We start from the raw sequence: 19,787 nt of genomic DNA on the forward strand, positions 1-19,787 counted from the left end.
ACATGGGCATGCTCGCGGTCATCGACGCACCGGACTGGTACGAGACGATCCGCATGGCCGACGGCATCACGCTGATCCACGAGCCCTGGATCAAGCCGTTCTTCCGCTGCAACATGTGGCATGTGCGTGGCCGCGACCGCGATCTCCTGTTCGACAGTGGTCTCGGCCATTTCAGCCTGCGCACCCATGTGCCCCTGGTGAGCGAGCGCAAGCTGACCTGCGTCGCCAGCCACACGCATTTCGACCATATCGGCTGCCACCATGAATTCCCCGATCGCTGCGTGCATGGGGCTGAAGCGGCAATCCTGGCCGATCCGCGCAACGAATGGACCGCTGCAGGTACCTATGCGACCGACGACATGTTCGACCGCCAGCCAAAAGGCTGGGAAACAGCACGCTACCGCATCCAGCCCGCGCCGGCCGGCCGTCTGCTCGCGCATGGCGACATCATCGATCTCGGCGACCGCGCCTTCGAGGTCGTCCACACGCCAGGCCATTCGCCCGGCGGCATTGCGCTGTACGAGAAGAAGACCGGCATCCTGCTGTCCGGCGACATCATCTATGACGGCCCACTGATCGATGATGTCTACCACTCGGATATTTCCGACTACATGGCGACACTGCTCGCCATGCGCGATCTCGACGTCTCAGTCGTGCATGGCGGCCATTTCCCGAGCTTCGGCAAGGTGCGCTACCTCCAGTTGATCGACGAATACCTGGCGCGGAAGCGGCAGGCCGGCTGCCATCTGCGGCAGAGCCCTTGAGGGGCGAGTTTACCGCAGCAAGTCGAAATGCCGTGGAAAGGCCTGATGCAACAGCAGCAGCATGGTCTTGCGCAGCACGTCGGTGTCGCGGCCGGACGGGTTGAGGTGATCCCAGTACCATGCTCCGTGAACGAGGTAATTCAGGCTCTCCGACAGCGTGTGGATGTCGACGCCGCCGTAACCCCCGTCGCGCGCAATCTCGACCAGCAGTTCCCGCGCTTCGGCGGTGTAGGCGAGATCGCTGGGCAGGCCGATTTCATTGTAAATCTGCATGCTCTTGCGGTCGCTGGAGAACACGACAAAGACCGACACCCATTTCGGATGCTGCCGGGCAAAGCGTTGCGCGCAGTCTACTGCTCCCAGCAGCCTTTCGACCGGCGTCAGGCCGGGCGCCCGCACCAGGGCGAGCCACAGCGCGTCATATTGATCGCTGAGATACTGAAGCACTGCCCTGAACAAATTCTCCTTGCTGCGGAAGTGAAAGACCACCAGGGCGTTGGACGAGCCGACATGCTCGGCGATGCGCTGCATGGTGACGCTCGCCAGCCCCTCCTCAGCGATGAGCTCGATTGTGGCGTCAAGAATGCGCTGCACGCTGGCTTCGCCGCGCTCGCGGCGGCGGTCCTTGGGCGCGGCGTCATTGGCCGAAGCCCTGCCCTTGGCTGTCGCGACCGTGCGCTTTGGCGTCGCTTTGCGTTGCACCATCTTCGTCAATTTCCCTTGCATCGCCAGATCAAAGCGATGGGCGCGTTCCGGCGCTTGTGTACCATTGCCCCTGTGCCGTTTCATAGGCCATCGCGGCCCGGAAGACATCGGCATCGCTATAGGTGCGGCCGACGATCTGGAAGCCCGTCGGCACGCCGCTTGCCGCCCGCCCCGACGGCATGGAAAGCACCGGACAGCGGCTCATCATGTTGAACGGCGTCGTCATCACCCAGCCCAGCGAAGGGTTCACCTCTCTACCGTTGATCTCGACGGTTCCCGTGGTCTGGTCGAACTCCGCCGGCACCGCGGGAAGCGCGTTCGTCGGGCAGATCAGCACATTGTAGGTCTCCAGCAGCGGACCCAGCGTCTGATACATCCGCGCTGCCACATCCAGTGTCGCGACGAAGTCGGTGGCCTTGGATTTTTGCCCATCCTCGGCAAACCGCCTGGCATAGCTGGTCATGTCGCTGCCGTGCTCGGCAAGCAGTTGCGACAGCGAAGCGCCGAAAAGATGCTCCAGATAGGCCATTCCTGCCTTGAGCACCCCGTCATCCCAGCCGAGATCGACTTCCTCGACCGTTGCCCCAAGCGAGCGGAACACGTCGCAGGCGGCAAGCATGTTGCCGCGGACGTCGGCATCGACCTCGAAAGAGCCCAGGTCCATCGAGAAGGCAATCTTCCAGCCCTTGATCGGCTGGTAATCGAGCGGCAGCCGCAGCTTCGGGCGAAGCGTGGCGATGTCGAGTGGACTCGGCCCCGCCATGACATTCTGCAGCAGGATCGCATCCCGGACGTTCCGGGCCAGCGGCCCGGTGTGGCAATAGAAATCGAGGTTGAAGGGCGGCTCGTCCGGGTTGCGCCCATAAGGCGGCTTGTAGCCGACGAGACCGCAGGCCGACGCCGGAATACGGATCGATCCGGCAATGTCGGAGCCGGTGGCGATCGACGACGTGCCCGAAGCCAGCGTTGCCGCCGAACCTCCCGACGAGCCACCTGGCGTGAAGTCGCGGTTCCAGGGGTTGCGGGTGACGCCCCACCGCTTCGACCAGGTATAACCGGCGCAGCTGAATTCGGGCGTAGCCGTGCGCGCATGGACGATGCCACCGGCCTTGATGATGCGCTCATTCATCGTCGAGGTGTGGCCGCTTATGGCATCCCTGGACAGCAGCGAGCCATGCGACGTCGGCTTGCCCTTGATATAGCTCTCGTCCTTGATGCCGATCGGCAGGCCCTCGAGCGCGCCGGTCCTGGCGCCCTTGGCGTATCTCGCCTCCGCTTTCGCGGCCAGCTTCATCGCCTCCTCGAAATGCGTGAAGGTGAAGCAGTTGATCGCCGATTTGGTGGCCTCGGCGCGGCGGATGGTGGCCTGCATCAGTTCGACGGGCGAGAGTTTCCTCGCCTTGAACAGCCGCAGCGCCTCGCTGGCGGGCATGTAGCAAAGGTCGAGATCGGACATCGAAAATCTCCCGCGATCACGTGATCGCACTTGGCATGAAGGTGACCGGACCGCGCATCGCGGCCCGGTGGCTCTTTGTTGGGTTTGGCTGGTGGCGCTACTTCTGGAGGTCGGTCCAGATTTTCGTGTAAAGCGCCTGCACATCCGGCGGGCAGGCCGGCATGAACTGGCCCTTGGCGGCGAATTCCGCCGGGATATTCACCTCAGGCGCGGTCTTCATATCGTCCGGCATGAAAGCCTCGGAGCCCTTGATGCCGTTGGCGTAGCGAGCGAAACCCGAGATCAGCGCGGCGTTCTTCGGATCCATGATGAAATTCTGGAAGAGCTTGGCGTTCTCGACGTTCTTGGCATCCTTGAGGACGGCGACATTGTCCATCCAGATGGGAAAGCCTTCCTTCGGATAGCCGTAGACGATGTTGTCGTTCTGAAGCCGCTGGCGCAGCGATATGCCGTTCCAGTTGACGCCGGCGGCGATATCGCCCCTGCCCAGGCCATCGACAGCCGCATAGTCGAGCGAAAGCCATTTCGCCTTCGCCTCGACCAGCTTGTCGTGCACCTTCTTCAGCACCTGCATGTCGTTGGTGCAGTACTGGCCGCCTTCATAGGCGATGGCGAGGAACATGATGTCCCCCATTTCGGGCACGACATTGATCTTGCCGACGAGCTCGGCCGGCGGGTCGAGGAACAGCGCCGACGTGTTGGGGTCCCCGGCATAGACCGACTTGTTCACCGAAATGCCTGTCGTTCCCCACTGCCAGGGAACGGTGTATTTGCGGCCCGGATCAAAAGGAACGTCGACCCACCTGGGATCGACATTCCTGAAATTCTCCATTGCATTGGGATCGGTTTCCAGCAGCAGGCCTTCGCTGATCCAGATCGGCACGACGCTGGCCGAGGGCACGACGATGTCATAGCCGGAAGCACCCTGGCGGACCTTGGCCAACGCGGTGTCGTTGGAGTCGTAGTCGGTGACGGTGACCTTGATCTTGTAGGTCTCCTCGAACTTCTTGATGAGGTCCGGGCTGGTGTAATTGCCCCAATTGTAGATGTTGAGTTCCCCGTCGGCGCGGGCAGCGCCCGTTGCGGCGAACAGCGACAGCCCGACGGCAGCCGCGGTCAGTTTCCAGTTCATGCGAGTTGCTCCCATTGTTGGGACCAGCGGCGGCGTCGCCTCGGGTCCATTCCTGCTGACGAAAGAAAGCCGTATCCGCCGACCGCAACCTCAAGGGTCTGGCGGAACCATCGGCGCACAGCACCTCGACGCACCGGACCTTGCCGGATGACTGCCAAGACATTCCCCTTTGTTTCGTAGCCATTCACCGGCGCATACCGGCTGGCCAACTCTGTTTTCGTTACAAGCGATAATTATAACTAAACGTACAGTCAATATCTTTGTGACGACTTGGCCAGATAGTACATTTTGCAGCAGCGCCAACGTGCAGGTGATGGTGGACGCGACGCCGGCGGAGGTACGAGGCGAACAATGGGGTACAGCAGCGCCGATCACCCAGCGGGGCGGCCGGGGAGCGAAATAAACCGGTCTTGCGCCAGCCGATGATCGGCCACCTCAGGATAACGGCGCGTGCCTGTCGAGCTCGGCGATACCCGGATGGTGCCGATCGGTCAGCGTATCTGGCGACCTACAGCGCCCTTTGCGGGCAAGGCATCCCGGCGGCATCACCGCAGCGTGACGCCGTGGGGACCGGTCTGGCGCTCATTTGTTCCGACTGGCGCACCAGCTCGGCGAAGACAAGCGCGAAACTTCCCAACATGACAAAGACGATGATCAGGCGTGCTACCGGCAATATGTCGGCCTCGTCTGGCTGGCGCATGTCCCCCTGGCATCAGGATCCGCGGGATCATGCACACAAATCTAACGTGCCGCAGCGTCCTTTGCGTCCCGAAGGATAAGGCGGTGCCGCGGGCGCCCCACGCCACCCATGCCGGCTAACATGATCGATCCGGCTTTACGAGACCTTAAGCCCGGCCTTAACCATCACATTCGATCGCGCCACGACATCAACCGCGACCGCCCCGTGCGGCGGCGCTGCCGCGCGTCGCTGCGCGAACTGGCGGAGTGTCTCTTTGCAGACCCGCCCGCCCATGCTACCCCGGCGCTGGCGCGGCCAGTACCTGCCGGCGCCAATCGGTCGCGATCGGGAAGCCATGAGCACAGCCGCCAACAGCATCGCTTTCGTCTCGTCCGACACAACGGACGCCAAGGCGGCGCTGGAGAGCCTGTCGGCGCGCTACGGCCAATGTTCTGTCGCCGAAGCGACTGTCGTGGTGGCGCTGGGCGGTGACGGCTTCCTGCTGCAGACCTTGCGCGAAACGATGGGTACGGGAAAGAAAGTCTACGGCATGAACCGTGGCACGATCGGCTTCCTGATGAATGAGTATCGGTCCGGCGGGCTCACCGAGCGCATCGCGGCCGCGGTCGCCGAAACGATCCGCCCGCTGGAGATGCTGGCAACCACCTCGGACGGCGAACACGTCACGGCGGTGGCGATCAACGAAGTTGCGCTGTGGCGCCAATCCTATCAGACGGCCAAGATCCGAATCAGCGTCGATGACCAGGTACGGCTGGAGGAATTGAGCTGCGACGGCGTCATGATCGCGACGCCGGCCGGATCGACCGCTTACAATCTTTCCGCGCACGGCCCGATCCTGCCGCTCGATGCGCCACTTCTGGCTCTCACGCCGGTCAGCCCGTTTCGTCCGCGACGCTGGCGCGGCGCATTGCTTTCCAACAAGGCGAGCGTGCGCTTCGACATTCTGGAGCCGGAAAAGCGGCCGGTGAACGCTGCCGCCGACCACACGGAGGTCAAGGCGGTGACCTCGGTTACGGTGCGGGAATCGCCGACGGCCACGGCGACTTTGCTGTTCGATCCCAATCACTCCTGGAACGAGCGCATCCTGGCCGAACAGTTCCGTTACTGAGCCGGCACACAGACAAGCGGCCGGATTAAGCATCGCGATTAAGGTTACAACTTCACAATCGCGCCAACCCTGCCCGTTTCTGTTGACAAATCGCGGGCTTGCGCCTAATCGCAATACCAATCTTGCAGGCGCGTGGCGCTTGCCGCGACGAATGACGTTGCGCTTCCCCGAACCAGCCAAAGACAGCAACACTTGTCCTCAGACACGACGATCGCTCAAGAAGCGTTGACCTTTTCAGACCTCGGCCTGTCGCCGAAGGTGCTTTCCGCAGTCACCGATGCCGGCTATACCCAGCCGACCCCGATCCAGGCTGGTGCGATCCCGCACGCCTTGCTCGGCAAGGACGTGCTGGGTATTGCCCAGACCGGCACCGGCAAGACCGCCTCCTTCGTGCTGCCGATGCTGACCCGGCTGGAAAAGGGCCGCGCCCGCGCCCGCATGCCGCGCACGCTGATCCTCGAGCCGACGCGTGAGCTTGCCGCGCAGGTCGAAGAAAACTTCGTCAAATACGGCAAGAACCACAAGCTCAACATCGCGCTGCTGATCGGCGGCGTGTCGTTCGACGAGCAGGACAAGAAACTGGAGCGCGGCGCCGATGTGCTGATCGCGACGCCGGGCCGTCTGCTCGACCACCGCGAGCGCGGCAAATTGCTGCTCAACGGCGTCGAGATCCTCGTCATCGACGAGGCCGACCGCATGCTCGACATGGGCTTCATTCCCGACATCGAACGCATCTGCGAGATGATCCCGTTCACTCGGCAGACGCTGTTCTTCTCGGCGACCATGCCGCCCGAGATCACCAAGCTGACGGAAAAATTCCTGCATGCGCCGGTGCGCGTCGAGGTCTCCAAGGCGGCGTCGGCGGCCACCAACATCATCCAGCGGCTGGTCAAATCGGGCTCCAAGCCTTGGGACAAGCGCGAAACGCTGCGCAACCTGATCAAGGCCGAAGATGCGGAGCTGAAGAACGCAATCATCTTCTGCAATCGCAAGATCGAGGTATCGGAGCTGTTCCGCTCGCTGCTGAAATATGATTTCGACGCCGGCGCACTGCATGGCGACATGGACCAGCGCGCCCGCATGCAGATGCTGGCCAATTTCCGTGACGGCAAGCTGCGCTATCTCGTCGCCTCCGATGTCGCCGCGCGCGGCCTCGACATTCCCGACGTCAGCCATGTCTTCAACTACGACGTGCCTATCCATGCCGAGGACTATGTCCACCGCATCGGCCGCACCGGCCGCGCCGGGCGCTCAGGCAAGTCCTTCACCATCGCGACCAAGTCCGACACCAAATATATCGACGCCATCGAGCGGCTGATCGGCAACAAGATCGAATGGCATGACGGCGACCTGTCGACAGTGGTTGCCAGCGAAGGCGAGGACGATGCTCCGCGCCGTGGCAAAGGCGCGCCGCGCCGCGCCGGCCGCAAGGACGAGGACCGCAGAGGCGACCGCAAGAAGGGTGGCGAACGACGCGGTCGACACAGCGAGGAAGATGCCGCGACCGCGGTTGCTCAACCGCAGCCGGATGTGGCCGAGACGGCCGATATTGTCGAGCGGCGCGCGCGCAAGGATGCGATCCGCTCGGAAAACACCGAGCGCAAATCGTCCGACCGCAATGAGCCGCGCGCACCTGAGCGCGGTGACACCAGGCCGCAGCGCAGCAACAGCCGCCCTGCCCGCCACCATCAGGAAGACAATGATACCACCGTCGGCTTCGGCGACGACATGCCGGCCTTCATGCGCATCGTCGCCAAGGTCTGACGCCAGCCAGCAAGCCGCCTAGCCGGCTTGCCTTCCTTTTCGCCCTGCAGCCAAGAGCAATCGAGGAAAAGCCGTATGGTGCTTTCCCGTCGTGAATTGCTTGGAAACGAAGCTTTGGGGGGCCAGCGATTCTTTTTGGACGCTGGTCCGCTCCAGGTCACATCGGTCCGGGCATCATCTTGGTCGGTTTCTCCAGCATCGGAAACTCGGCCTTGTTGCATTTCACCTTCGGATTCGTCGGGCTGAACATGCCGTTCGGATTGTCGTCGAGCCAGGCGTGAAGATCGTAGTGGACGAACTCCCTTGGAATAAGCGGATAGTGTCCCTCCATCGGACCCATGAAGGTTTGGCCAAACAGCTTCGGCGGCGCCTTGATGTCCGGGGTTAGCGGCACCAGCCATTCCACGCCGACCAGCTTCAGGCCTTTCTTGGTCGGCTCATAGATCAGGACGTTGGGCTTCATCGGGTCGAGTTTCTGGCCGACGCTCGGGACGTTGACGAAATGGATGCCCATGGCGCCCTTCGGATAGTCCATGGAGCCAGGTATCTTTTCGCCGCTGTAGTAGACGCAGCCGACGGTCGACAGATAGAGATCGCGGACGGCGGCGGTGTAGTCCTGATATTTGACAAGCGATTTCTTCAAGGCCTCGATGTCGGCCTTGTTGGCGTCCTCGGCATGAGCCGCAGCGAGGCTCAACCAGGCACCTACAACACTTGTCAAAGCGAGGACGCCGTAGCGTCCAAGGCTGATTGTTCTTGTCATGCATTCCTCCCAGATTTCATGATCTGGCCGTGCAAGACCGAGGCGGAAAGTGCTGATTTCGCGGCCAGTTGTACCGCCTCATCCCCTCTGGAACAGCATCGATGCTATTCCTTTCCATGACCGCGGGAAAGCTATTATTTAGAATTAGCTAATTTTCCAGTACCACACTGAAGGGGGTCGAGTGCGCGCAACAAAAAACGGCCCCATGTGGGGCCGCTTCGCATTTCTTGCCGAACAATTAGGTGAGCGGCGAAAGCTGGATCTCGACGCGTCGGTTCTGGGCCCGGCCTTCGGCCGTGGCATTGGAGGCGACGGGCCGCGTCTTGCCGAAACCGGTGACGGCGAAGCGACGCTGATCGACGCCTTGACCGGACAGGTAGTTGGCGACCGCCAGTGCGCGGCGCTGCGACAGATCGAAATTGTGCTGGTCGCCACCGGTCGAATCGGTGTGGCCGAAAACATCGACCGTGGTCTGCTTGAACTTCTTCAGCACCAGGGCGACGGAATTAAGCACCTGGTAGAAGCCGGGCTTCACCGCGTCCTGGTCGGTGTTGAAGGTGATATCCGACGGCATGTTGAGGATGATCTGGTCGCCGCTGCGGGTAACGCTGACGCCGGTGCCTTCGAGCTGCCGGCGCAGTTCCGCCTCGTTCTGGTCCATAGTGGCGCCGATCGCACCGCCGGCCAGCGCGCCGATGCCGGCGCCGATCAGCGCATTGCGGCGATCATTGCCGCCGGCAAGCAGACCAAGGCTGGCGCCTGCAAGAGCGCCAAGACCGGCGCCCGCGGCGGTGTTGGAAATCTTCTGGTCGCCTGTATACGGATCGGTGGTGGTGCAGGCAGTCACGAGCAGAGCCGTCGCCATAACGACGAGCACGGTCTTTTTCATAGAATGGTCCCTCTCCAAGTCACGCCTTACGATGGCGCCAAATCAGCCCTTGGCGCGACTTGTACCATGAAATGCGGCGAAAAACGGAACGGGAAAAGTGGCCGTTGCAGCTTTTCCCCGGAGCCAGTTGCGTGACGAAGCGCCATCACGGGCTACCAGAGATTCTTGCCGTCGATGACCACCACTTCGACCTTGTCGAGATCGAAATCGTCGAACAGCCGCGAGTTGACGCTGATCTTCGGATTGTCGAAATCCGGCTCGCCGGTCGACCAGTCCGGCGTTTCGGTGAAGGTGCCGCAGCCGCAGGTGGCGCAAAACCCATGCTTTATGGTCTTTGAACCCCATTGGTAGAAGGAAACGTTCTTCTGCGGCGTGATGAGCTTGAACTGCGATGGCGTATAGTAGGCCCAAAGCGAGCCGCGTTTCGAGCAGAACGAACAGGTGCATTGCGTCACCGTTTGCGGCGCCTCCGAGACCTCGAATATCGTCGCCTTGCAGTGGCAGCTTCCCTTGATGGCCATGAAGTCTTCTCCATTGTCCACCGCCCATGCGGCAGGGCAACATAAAGAAGCGCTCCTGGCAACTGCCTGTCAGCATGCTCCATCGCGACTGAGCATCGTCATCGTTCGAAGCGACGATGCACTTGCTTTGTCAGTACGAGCGTGGCGGCACGAACAGGCAGATGGTCTTGCCCGCGTCGAGACCCGCCTGATGCGCGCACCAGTGGAATTCGCCGTCGGGGCTGTCCTTCACGCGCCTGTCGGTCATCGGGACCACCTCCCCTGTCCCGGCGATCACATAGCCTTCGGGTTTCTCCAGCACCTCGCCCGAATGGGTCGTGCGGCAATCGTAGTTTGCACAGCAAGCAAAGGGATAACTCCAGCCCTGCGGCAGGACCGGGCTGGGCTTGGCATCGTGGGCCAAGGCAGGCGCCGTCAGCGCCGCCATCGCAAACAAGGAAAACAGCAGTCGGCCGGCCGGATGAACGGCTTGGGCCGATCTAGACGAGGCAGCAGACATCGAAACATTCCTTTCGAGCATCAAGCGTTGCGCTTGCCCGTTCCCGGAACGTGTCTTCCCAGTGGCCGTATCGTCAGCTCGCAGATATGCCGCGTCCGGCCATAAATGCTTCTGTTACAGCCCGAATGCTGGGCTGATTCCTTGGTCGGCGCAAGAAATTGCTTCGGCTACGGTGCAGCCGAGCGCCGATAAGTCAGCTCTAAAGGGTGCGCCGGCTTGGTAAACAGAAGGTTGACGTCGCCGGGTCTGCAAGATTGCAGTCAACGAATTCCGGGACTGATTGGTTCCGGCTATGCGTCCGGGACGGCGTGCTCTTCCTATTGCGGCGGGTCGTCGGCGATGGTGAACCACGGCGCCTTGGAGCCGACTAGATATGCGCCGTCGGCCGAATCGTTGGATCGTCAGCCAGCATGCCCATGGCGACGTGGACATCGGCGCCGTCGCAGACGAGCGAATAGAGCAACAAGCCGGAACGGCTGCAATGCGTATCATGGCTGCTCTCGTCGCCGAAATGGATCAGCCTGTGGGGCCCTTCGGCAAGGGTGCACTTATCCCGTTCGATCCCCGCCTCAAGATATGCCGGATTCTAGTCCAGATCCGCCACCGCTTCGCCCGCGCCGCCCTCGATGCGTTGCGACAGCGAGGCTTCCATGAAGTCGTCGAGATCGCCGTCGAGCACGCTCGACGGGCTGGTGCTTTCGACGCCGGTGCGCAGATCCTTGACCAGCTGATAGGGCTGCAGCACGTAGGAACGGATCTGGTGACCCCAGCCGATATCGCTTTTCGAGGCCTCGGTCGCGTTGGCGACCGCTTCGCGCTTCTTCAGCTCTTCCTCGTAGAGGCGCGAGCGCAGCATCTCCCAGGCCTTGGCCTTGTTCTTGTGCTGCGAGCGTTCGGCCTGGCATGCGACGGCAATGCCGGTGGCGATATGGGTGATGCGCACGGCCGAATCGGTGGTGTTGACGTGCTGGCCGCCCGAGCCGGACGAACGATAGGTATCGATGCGCACGTCGGATTCGGAGACGTCGATCTCTATCCTGTCGTCGACGACAGGATAGACCCAGACGCTGGAGAAGGACGTATGGCGGCGCGCATTGCTGTCATAGGGCGAAATACGCACCAGGCGATGGACGCCGGATTCGGTCTTCAACCAGCCATAGGCATTGTGCCCTTTGATCAGCAAGGTGGCGGACTTGATGCCGGCCTCTTCGCCGTCATGCACTTCCAGCACCTCGACCTTGAAGCGGCGCCGCTCGGCCCAGCGCGTATACATGCGCAACAGCATCGAGGCCCAGTCCTGGCTTTCGGTACCGCCGGCGCCGGCATGGATTTCGAGATAGGTGTCGTTGGCGTCGGCCTCGCCCGAGAGCAACGTCTCGACCTGGCGGGCCTTGGCCTCGCCCTGCATCGAACGGATCGCGGCCTCAGCCTCGGCGATGACGCCTTCGTCGCCCTCTTCCTCGCCGAGCTCGATCAGGCCGATATTGTCTTCCAGCGCCTGCGTCAGGCCCTTGACCGCCGCGATGCCTTCCTCGAGGCCCTGGCGTTCGCGCATTAGCTTCTGCGCTTCCACCGGTTCGTTCCAGAGGCTGGCGTCCTCGGCTCGCACGTTCAGGTATTCAAGCCGCTTTATGGCCTGATCCCAGTCAAAGATGCCTCCTCAGCAGGGTTATCGCCTGCCTGATCTCGTCGACAATATTCTGCGTTTCCGCGCGCATGGCCTGATATTTTGTCCTGTTGCTGAATGACGCTTCGGTCGGCGCGATACATAGGGACGGTGCCGCCATGTGTAAAGCGAAATGGGCCAGCCCGAGGCTGACCCATTTGGACGTTTGAATTCGTCAGTAAAGGCCGCCGCCGCCGTCCTGGATGGCCTGGTTGGCCTGCGGCGACAGGGCGCCGCCGGAAGCGTTGGAGCCATCGGCGCCCATGCCGATCACCCAGTAGCTGTCGGCGGGGCCGGTGCCCGGTTTGAAGGCCTCGATGATGGTGCCGGGATCGCCCGAGGATGCGCGCATGCCGGTCTTGCGGTTGATGGCGATCAGGTTCATGCCGTCAGGCACCTTGAAGTCGACATTGGGCGTGCCGTCCAGCGCCACGCGCATGAAATCCTTGAAGATCGGGGCCGCAAGACCACCGCCGGTGGCGCCATGGCCAAGGCCGCGCGGCGTGTCGTAGCCCATGTAGAGGCCGACCACGAGGTTCGGCGTGAAACCGATGAACCAGGCGTCCTTCTCGTCGTTGGTGGTGCCGGTCTTGCCGGCGATGTGGCGGCCAAGCTCGCCGATGGTGGCGCCGGTGCCGCGCTGGACGACACCTTCCATCATCGAGGTGATCTGGTAGGCGGTCATCGGATCGAGCACCTGCTCGGAATTGTCGACCAGTTCCGGCTCCGGCTGGTTCTTCCATTCAGGCGCGTTGCAGCCTTCGCAGCCACGCTCATCCTGCTTGAACACCGTCTTGCCGTAGCGGTCCTGGATGCGATCGATCAGCGACGGTTTGATCGACTTGCCGCCATTGGCCATGATCGAATAGGCCGAAACCATGCGCATGACGGTCGTCTCGCCCGAACCCAGCGCCATCGGCAGATATGGCGCCAGATGATCATAGACGCCGAAGCGCTCGGCATATTCGACGACCAGCTTCATGCCCATGTCATTGGCAAGGCGCACCGTCATCAGGTTGCGCGACTTCTCGATACCGGAGCGCAGCGTTGCCGGACCGGCGACCGTGCCGTCATAGTTCTTCGGCGTCCAGGTGGTGTTGCCGCTCTGGATGGTGATCGGTCCGTCCATGATCACCGAGGCCGGGGTATAGCCATTGTCGAGCGCGGCCGAATAGACGATCGGCTTGAACGAGGAGCCCGGCTGGCGCATGGCCTGGGTGGCGCGGTTGAATTCGGACTGCGAATAAGAGAAACCTCCGACCATGGCCAGCACGCGGCCGGTGTGCGGATCCATCGCGATCAGGCCGCCTTCCACCTCGGGAACCTGGCGCAAGCTGTAGGCATTGTCGGAACCGTCGTTCTTCTGGACGAAGATGACGTCGCCGGGCTTCAGCACGTCGGCCGGCGACTTTGCCTTGACCGTCTTGCCATCGACCAGATGGCGCATGGCGAAACCCATGTCGTCCTTGCTGACGGTGCCTTCGACGCGGTCCTTGACGATGTCGCCCGACGCCTGGCGCGCGGGCTGGAGGCCGATCGACAGGCCGGATGCCGAACTGTCGAGCACGACGGCAAGCGACCACTCGGGAACGTCTTCCAGCCCCTTGACGGCGCCCAATGGCACACCCCAGTCGCCGGAGACGTCGATCGTCTTCACCGGCCCGCGATAGCCGCGCAGAGTATCGTATTTCATCAATCCGTTCTGCATCGCCTTGCGGGCAATGAGCTGGACCTTCGGGTCAAGGGTGGTGCGAATCGACAGCCCGCCCTCATAAAGGGCGTTCTCGCCGTAGCGGGCGATGATCTGCCGACGAACCTCTTCCGTGAAATACTCGCCGGCGAAAAGGTAGGAGCCGGTGCGGCGCGGAGCAACGCCAAGCGGCTCGGCCTTCGCCTTCGCGCCCTCTTCGGGCGTAACGTAACCGTTTTCGACCATCTGGCCGATCACCCAGTTTCGCCGTTCAATTGCCCGGTCGGCGTGCTTGAAGGGATTGTAGTTGGCCGGGCCTTTCGGGAGCGATGCCAGATAGGCGGCCTCGGCCACGGTCAGCTCGTTCACCGATTTATCGAAGTAGGTCAGTGCGGCACCGGCAACGCCATAGGCGTTGAAGCCGAAGAAAATCTCATTGAGATAGAGCTCAAGGATACGATCCTTGGAATAGGCCTGCTCGATGCGAAACGAAAGGATGGCTTCCTTGGCCTTGCGCTCCAGGGAGCGCTCGTTGGTGAGCAGGAAGTTCTTGGCAACCTGTTGGGTGATCGTCGAGCCGCCCTGCATGGGGCCACCCGAAACGTAAGTCATCACCGCTCTGCCCAACCCGGTAATGTCGACACCAGGGTGGCTGTAGAAGTTCTTGTCCTCCGCGGACAGGAAGGCAGCCTTGACGCGATCCGGGATGGCCTGGATTGGCAAATACAGGCGCCTTTCTCGTGCATACTCCGCCATCAGCGCGCCATCCGAGGCATGGATGCGGGTGGTCACGGGAGGCTCGTACTTGGCCAGCACTTCGTAGTCGGGCAGATCCTTTGCCACATGGCCGATGTAGAGGGCCACGCCCGCCGCGGCCAGGAGGGCCAGCGTCGTGCCGATGCCGAAGAAATAGCCAATGAGACGAATCATACCCGCTCCAGTCCTTGGTTCGGGAATTTCCTAAACGAAGCCGCCTTCCACGCAAGCTTTCGAGCCGGTCCCAATCCGCAATCGAAAACCCATGTCGCCACCATGTGGACAAAATACGGCAGGGCCGCGTTTCGAGGCCGCAAGCCTGAAATAAAAGCACCGGGTGTTGTCATCCCGCAACGCCGCCTCTGGTTGCAGGCGCCGCGGGCATCGTCAACCTCCGGTTCCAGGCCCGGCGCGCGCGGAAGCGAACAATGCGACGGCGTTGGTGATGCTTTGCGCTGCCTTGCCGCGCCACTCGGTGTCGAGCAGTTGCGCCTCGTCCTTGGCGTTGGAGAGATAGCCGAGCTCGACCAGCACGGACGGCACGTCCGGGGCCTTCAGCACCTTGAACCCGGCCGAACGCTGCGGATTGTTGATAAGGCCGACGCTTGTCGAGAGCTGACCGACCAAAGTATGGGCAAAACTCATCGAGAAAGTGTGCGTCTCGCGCCGGATCAGGTCGATCAGGATGTCGGTCACTTCCTTGTTGTCGTCCTTGATGACCATGCCGGCGAACTGGTCGGACAGATTTTCACGGTCGGCAAGCGCCTGTGCTTCCGGATCGGAAGCCTTGTCGGAGACCGTATAGACAGTGGCGCCGCGGATACCCTTGACGCTGATCGTGTCGGCATGGATCGAAATCAGCAGATCGGCCTCATGCTGGCGGGCGATGCGCACGCGGTCGTCCAGGCGCAGGTATTCATCGGTATCACGGGTCATGAAGACATCGTATCTGCCGACCGCCGCGAGCTTGTCGCGCAGTTCCGTGGCAAAGGCCAGCGTGACGTTCTTCTCGATGGTGCCGTTCAGGCCTTCGGCACCGCCGTCCACGCCGCCATGGCCGGGGTCGATGACGACGGTGAACCGGTGGCCCGGATTGGAGACAGGTCCGGTGCCGACCCGGCCGCCCTTGTCGGTCGAAACCGTGGAACCGGTGGTCAGCGCCTGGTTGGCAAGGGCGGCATCAAATTCACGTTCGGAGGCCGCCGACATGTCGACGGCAATGCGGTAGCCGGTTCCGTCCTCATTCTTGAGCACATCGAGCTTGTCGACGGCGAATGGTCCCTTGCCGGTCAGAATCAGCCGCGCGACGCCCTCGCCGAGTTCGCCCAGCCGCACACCCTTGACCAGGCCACGCGGCTTCAAATCCTTGGCATCTACGGCAAATCGGGTGTTCGCAAGATCGATGACAAGGCGATTGGGCCCGCGCAGCAGGAACCATTTGACGTCAGGCTCGCGATCGAACTCCATGACGATGCGCATCTTGGTGGCATCGCCGGCCATTTTGTAGCCCCTCGCCACAAGCGTCGTGTCGGCGGCGCTGGCAAGCGTGGAAAAGGCAGACGAAAACACCACCAGCAACACGAGGCAGAAGGCATGGAGACTCTGGCCGCCAACACGACATCCCTTGTCTGTGAAGTCCGCCAGTCCCATCTCTCTTCCAGTCGCTCCCGGTTTGGCGCCCGGCGCCCGTTCATTTCATCGACGCGCCGGTCAGGCCGCGAATTCGATTAACGATTGGTATCCAGAGAAGGTTAACCAAGCCTTTTCATGCAAGGTTCGGACCCAGGCTTACGTTACGGAACTGCTTTTTGCCGGCATCGGAAATCGGGGTTGCCTTCCAACCCGCCAAATCATAAAAGCGATGGTGGATCACTGCAATCCTGGAACCGCCCTCCTCCGCAGCTTCCTGCTACAGGGTCAGATGAAAGGCGGCTCCTTTCGCTTCACGCGAAAAGGCTTCAGGTGATTGCGACGAATTTCGCAGGTGTGCTCCCGTGGCGGGGGAATCGCCTGCGTGAGGAAAACGGCCGGGTTGTTCCCGCGCCGGCTCTGTATGAGCAAACAAGCTGGTCCGGTTTCCGGGCTTTGGTTCAAAAGGTTCTGCTGGTGACGATGGCTTCAAGCGCAATCATGGAAACGTCCGCATCAAACCGCGCCAATATGGCTGCGGGCGGCACCGCCATGACACGCAGGCACCGTCCGGCGGACGTTCAATTATCCGGCACCCACTCTCATCCAGACACACAGCAGCGGGCTTTGCCCCGCCAGCTGCGGCTGACGGCTGCCGGGGGGAAACGAAATAATGCCCAACAAAATGCTGATAGACGCCTCCCACCCGGAGGAAACACGCGTTGTCGTCGTACGCGGTAACCGTATCGAAGAATTCGACTTTGAATCGCAGGACAAGAAGCAGCTCAAAGGAAATATCTACCTCGCCCGCGTAACGCGCGTCGAACCCTCCCTTCAGGCAGCCTTTGTCGAATATGGCGGCAACCGTCACGGTTTTCTCGCCTTCAGTGAAATACACCCCGACTACTACCAGATTCCGGTCGCCGACCGTCAGGCACTGCTGCGCGCGGAAGCGCAGGAGGCCGAGGACGAAGAGAACGAGGACGGCGAAGGCGACGATCGCCAGAGCCGGGATCGCGGGCGGCGCGGTCGCCGGCGCGGCGGCAAGAGCCGCGACCGTGGTGAAAACAGGCGCGATGCCGGCACGGCCGATTCCGGCGAGGCAAACGAGGCCGCCGGCGAGACAGACGAAAACAACGACAATGGCGCGGATGCCGTCGCCGAGGACATGTCCAACGTTTCGGGAACCATGGAACCCGATGCCTCGGAACACGCCGGTGCATCCGAACGTGACGGTGCATCCGAAGCTAACGGGGCATCCGAAGATAACAACGGGGGTTCTTCCGAACAGGATGAAGGCGAAACCAGCGACGGTGGCCCCAAGTCGATCGCCGCCTCCGTCGAAGGCGACGTGATTTCCGAACCCGTGCCGCAGGCGGAACAGGGCAGCGAAGCCACTTCCGCCGACAATGACCGCGGGATGCTCGAGGAAGTATCCTCTTCCCATCCGGACGATCATGAGATCGAATCGGTTGGCGCCGAGGATGCGCTCGAGGAAGTGCGCAACCGCCGCAAGCCGGTGCGCCGTCAATACAAGATCCAGGAAGTGATCAAGCGCCGGCAGATCCTGCTGGTGCAGGTCGTCAAGGAAGAGCGCGGCAACAAGGGTGCAGCGCTCACCACCTATCTGTCGCTTGCGGGCCGCTATTCGGTGTTGATGCCGAACACGGCGCGCGGCGGCGGCATTTCGCGCAAGATCACCAGCGCGGTCGACCGCAAGCGCCTCAAGGAGGTCGTCGCCGATCTCGAAGTGCCGCAAGGCATGGGCGTCATCCTGCGGACCGCCGGCGAGAGCCGCACCAAGGCGGAGATCAAGCGCGATTACGAATATCTGATGCGGCTGTGGGAGAACGTGCGCAATCTCACGCTCCAGTCCACCGCCCCTGCCCTCGTCTATGAGGAAGGCAGCCTGATCAAGCGTTCGGTGCGCGATCTCTACAACAAGGATATCGACGAGATCCTGGTTTCCGGCGACGAGGGCTACCGCGAAGCCAAGGACTTCATGCGCATGCTGATGCCGAGCCACGCCAAGGTGGTTCAGCCGTTCCGCGATACGACGCCGATCTTCGTGCGCAACGGCATCGAGGCGCAGCTCGACCGCATGCTGCAGCCGCAAGTGACGCTGAAGAGCGGCGGCTACATCATCATCAACCAGACCGAAGCGCTGGTCGCCATCGACGTCAATTCGGGACGCTCCACCAAGGAGCACTCGATCGAGGACACCGCGCTCCACACCAATCTGGAAGCGGCCGAGGAAGTCGCCCGCCAGCTCCGGCTGCGCGATCTTGCCGGCCTGATCGTCATCGACTTCATCGACATGGAGGAGAACCGCAACAACCGCTCCGTCGAGAAGCGGCTGAAGGATCACCTCAAGAACGACCGCGCCCGCATCCAGGTCGGCCGCATCTCGCATTTCGGCCTGATGGAGATGTCGCGTCAGCGCATCCGCGCCAGCGTGCTGGAATCGACCATGAAGCCATGCCCGCATTGCGGCGGCACCGGCCATGTGCGCTCCGATTCGTCGGTGGCGCTGATGGTGGTAAGGGCGATCGAGGAGTTCCTGCTCAAGGATTCGCGCAGCCACATCACGGTGCGCACGCCGGCCGCGACCGCGCTCTACGTGCTCAACCACAAGCGAGGCACGCTGGTGGAACTGGAAAGCCGCTTCGGCCTGACCGTCACCATCGAGGCCGACGATACGGTTGGTGCCCAGCACTACGCGATCTTCCGCGGCGCGCTGGCCGAAAAGCCGGAAGGTTTCGTCGAGGCGCGCAGCCTGCCGGCCTATGTCGAGCCGGAAGAGCCCGAGGACGAGATCGTCGTCGCCGAGGAGGAGGACGAAGCGCCGGTACAGGCCGAGCAGCCACGGCACGCCCAGCCGGCGCAGCATCAGCAGCCCAGATCCGGCGAGGAAGGCGAAGGCCGCGACCGCAAGCGCCGCAAGCGTCGCAGGCGGCGCGGCGGCAAGGATCGCGACCGCGAGCATGGAGCCCCGACCGACGGCACGCCCCATTCCACCTCGGAGGACGGCCTCTCTGCGTCGGAAAGCGCAGCGGACCATGACGATGCCGAGCTGGACAACGAAGCTGCGGTCGCCGCAACGGAGACCGTCGAAACGGCGGAAGCATCCGACGATGGCCAAGGCAAGAAGCGCCGGCGCGGCAAGCGCGGCGGCAAGCGCAACCGTCGCGAAGACGGTGAAGGCGAGACGGAGGCGGCAGCCGGCGAAACGACCGAGCCTGCCGAGGCTGACGCTTCGCTAGGCGAGCCTGTGTCGATCGAGCCGGTGGCTGCGGCGGCCGCCGAAGAGCCGGCGGCTACTGTGAGCGACGAGGTGCCTAGCACCGAAAAGCCAAAGAAGCCGCGGCGCGCAGCCAAGCCCAAGAAGGCAGCCGCCGAGGCTGTGGCCGAGGAGCCGACCGCGGAAGCGGCCGTTCAGGCAGCCGCCGCGACGCCAGCCACGGCATCGGACGAGGCAGCGGTCGCCGGGGAGACACCGAAGGCCCGGCCATCACGCCGCAAGGCGGCAGCCGCCGATACACCTGTCGTACCGGTGGTTTCCTCGACCGTGGCCGATGAGCCGGAAGCCAAAGCCGAATCCGAAGAAAAGCCCAAGCGTGCCGGCTGGTGGCAGCGGAAAGGCTTTTTCTAGGCTTTTCAAATTCTTGAATTGATTTTCTGACAAAAAGAATCCCGCGCCGATCGAAACGAACGGCGCGGGATTTTTCATATCCGGCAGGTCGTG

General features: G+C 62.4%; 15 protein-coding genes. 4 read left to right on the forward strand and 11 right to left on the reverse strand.

Annotation, left to right across the window (positions count from 1 at the left end):
• Positions 1 to 2: 2 nt before the first annotated feature.
• The gene (locus EN845_RS00655) at positions 3 to 764 is read left to right on the forward strand and encodes an MBL fold metallo-hydrolase (RefSeq protein WP_127280420.1); all 762 of its coding nucleotides are present in this window, start codon (positions 3 to 5) and stop codon (positions 762 to 764) included.
• A gap of 9 nt (positions 765 to 773) precedes the next feature.
• On the opposite strand, the gene EN845_RS00660 is transcribed toward EN845_RS00655, so the two are convergent.
• The 4 genes from EN845_RS00660 to EN845_RS00675 form a co-directional block, all read right to left on the reverse strand.
• Positions 774 to 1,469: a TetR/AcrR family transcriptional regulator gene (locus tag EN845_RS00660; RefSeq protein ID WP_127869396.1), complete on the reverse strand. Its 696-nt coding sequence runs from the start codon at positions 1,467 to 1,469 to the stop codon at positions 774 to 776.
• A 28-nt stretch (positions 1,470 to 1,497) separates the two neighbouring features.
• Positions 1,498 to 2,925 (reverse strand): amidase, encoded by a 1,428-nt coding sequence (locus EN845_RS00665; RefSeq protein ID WP_127869397.1) that lies wholly within the window; start codon positions 2,923 to 2,925, stop codon positions 1,498 to 1,500.
• Positions 2,926 to 3,022: 97 nt separating this feature from the next.
• A complete protein-coding gene (locus EN845_RS00670) occupies positions 3,023 to 4,057 on the reverse strand; it encodes an extracellular solute-binding protein (protein ID WP_127869398.1) in 1,035 nt (344 codons plus the stop codon).
• Positions 4,058 to 4,565: 508 nt separating this feature from the next.
• A complete protein-coding gene (locus EN845_RS00675; protein ID WP_127869399.1) occupies positions 4,566 to 4,757 on the reverse strand; it encodes a hypothetical protein in 192 nt (63 codons plus the stop codon).
• A gap of 334 nt (positions 4,758 to 5,091) precedes the next feature.
• On the opposite strand from EN845_RS00675, the gene EN845_RS00680 reads away from it, so the two are divergent.
• Together EN845_RS00680 and EN845_RS00685 are read left to right on the forward strand one after the other, a co-directional pair.
• On the forward strand, positions 5,092 to 5,865 hold the full coding sequence (locus EN845_RS00680; protein WP_127869400.1) for an NAD kinase: 774 nt from the start codon (positions 5,092 to 5,094) through the stop codon (positions 5,863 to 5,865).
• Positions 5,866 to 6,057: 192 nt separating this feature from the next.
• Positions 6,058 to 7,629 carry a DEAD/DEAH box helicase gene (locus tag EN845_RS00685; protein WP_167531227.1) on the forward strand — a complete coding sequence of 524 codons (1,572 nt, stop codon included), beginning with the start codon at positions 6,058 to 6,060 and terminating at the stop codon, positions 7,627 to 7,629.
• A 157-nt stretch (positions 7,630 to 7,786) separates the two neighbouring features.
• Here EN845_RS00685 and EN845_RS00690 read toward each other — a convergent pair whose 3' ends face one another.
• From EN845_RS00690 to EN845_RS00720, 7 genes are all read right to left on the reverse strand, one after another.
• On the reverse strand, positions 7,787 to 8,392 hold the full coding sequence (locus tag EN845_RS00690) for a hypothetical protein (protein ID WP_127869402.1): 606 nt from the start codon (positions 8,390 to 8,392) through the stop codon (positions 7,787 to 7,789).
• 238 nt (positions 8,393 to 8,630) lie between these two features.
• Entirely contained in the window at positions 8,631 to 9,281 is a 651-nt protein-coding gene (locus tag EN845_RS00695; RefSeq protein WP_015318025.1) for an OmpA family protein, read from the reverse strand.
• Between the two features lie 152 nt (positions 9,282 to 9,433).
• Positions 9,434 to 9,802, reverse strand: a complete 369-nt coding sequence (locus EN845_RS00700) for a GFA family protein (protein WP_127869403.1) — start codon at positions 9,800 to 9,802, stop codon at positions 9,434 to 9,436.
• 130 nt (positions 9,803 to 9,932) lie between these two features.
• Complete coding sequence (locus EN845_RS00705) at positions 9,933 to 10,301, reverse strand: hypothetical protein (protein ID WP_127279145.1); 369 nt, start codon at positions 10,299 to 10,301, stop codon at positions 9,933 to 9,935.
• A 586-nt stretch (positions 10,302 to 10,887) separates the two neighbouring features.
• Positions 10,888 to 12,019, reverse strand: a protein-coding gene (gene prfB, locus EN845_RS00710) for a peptide chain release factor 2 (RefSeq protein WP_127869404.1) whose coding sequence is annotated in 2 segments (ribosomal slippage) — positions 10,888 to 11,952 and positions 11,954 to 12,019 — 1,131 coding nt in all. Because the reading frame shifts where the segments join, the coding sequence is not laid out codon by codon here.
• A 123-nt stretch (positions 12,020 to 12,142) separates the two neighbouring features.
• Positions 12,143 to 14,587, reverse strand: coding sequence for a penicillin-binding protein 1A (locus EN845_RS00715; protein ID WP_127869405.1), 2,445 nt, complete (start codon positions 14,585 to 14,587; stop codon positions 12,143 to 12,145).
• A 213-nt stretch (positions 14,588 to 14,800) separates the two neighbouring features.
• A complete protein-coding gene (locus EN845_RS00720; RefSeq protein ID WP_127869406.1) occupies positions 14,801 to 16,063 on the reverse strand; it encodes an N-acetylmuramoyl-L-alanine amidase in 1,263 nt (420 codons plus the stop codon).
• Positions 16,064 to 16,715: 652 nt separating this feature from the next.
• On the opposite strand from EN845_RS00720, the gene EN845_RS00725 reads away from it, so the two are divergent.
• Positions 16,716 to 19,694, forward strand: a complete 2,979-nt coding sequence (locus EN845_RS00725) for a ribonuclease E/G (RefSeq protein ID WP_127869407.1) — start codon at positions 16,716 to 16,718, stop codon at positions 19,692 to 19,694.
• Positions 19,695 to 19,787 lie beyond the last annotated feature (93 nt).

The organism is Mesorhizobium sp. M8A.F.Ca.ET.202.01.1.1, assembly GCF_004791595.1.
Classification (GTDB): domain Bacteria; phylum Pseudomonadota; class Alphaproteobacteria; order Rhizobiales; family Rhizobiaceae; genus Mesorhizobium.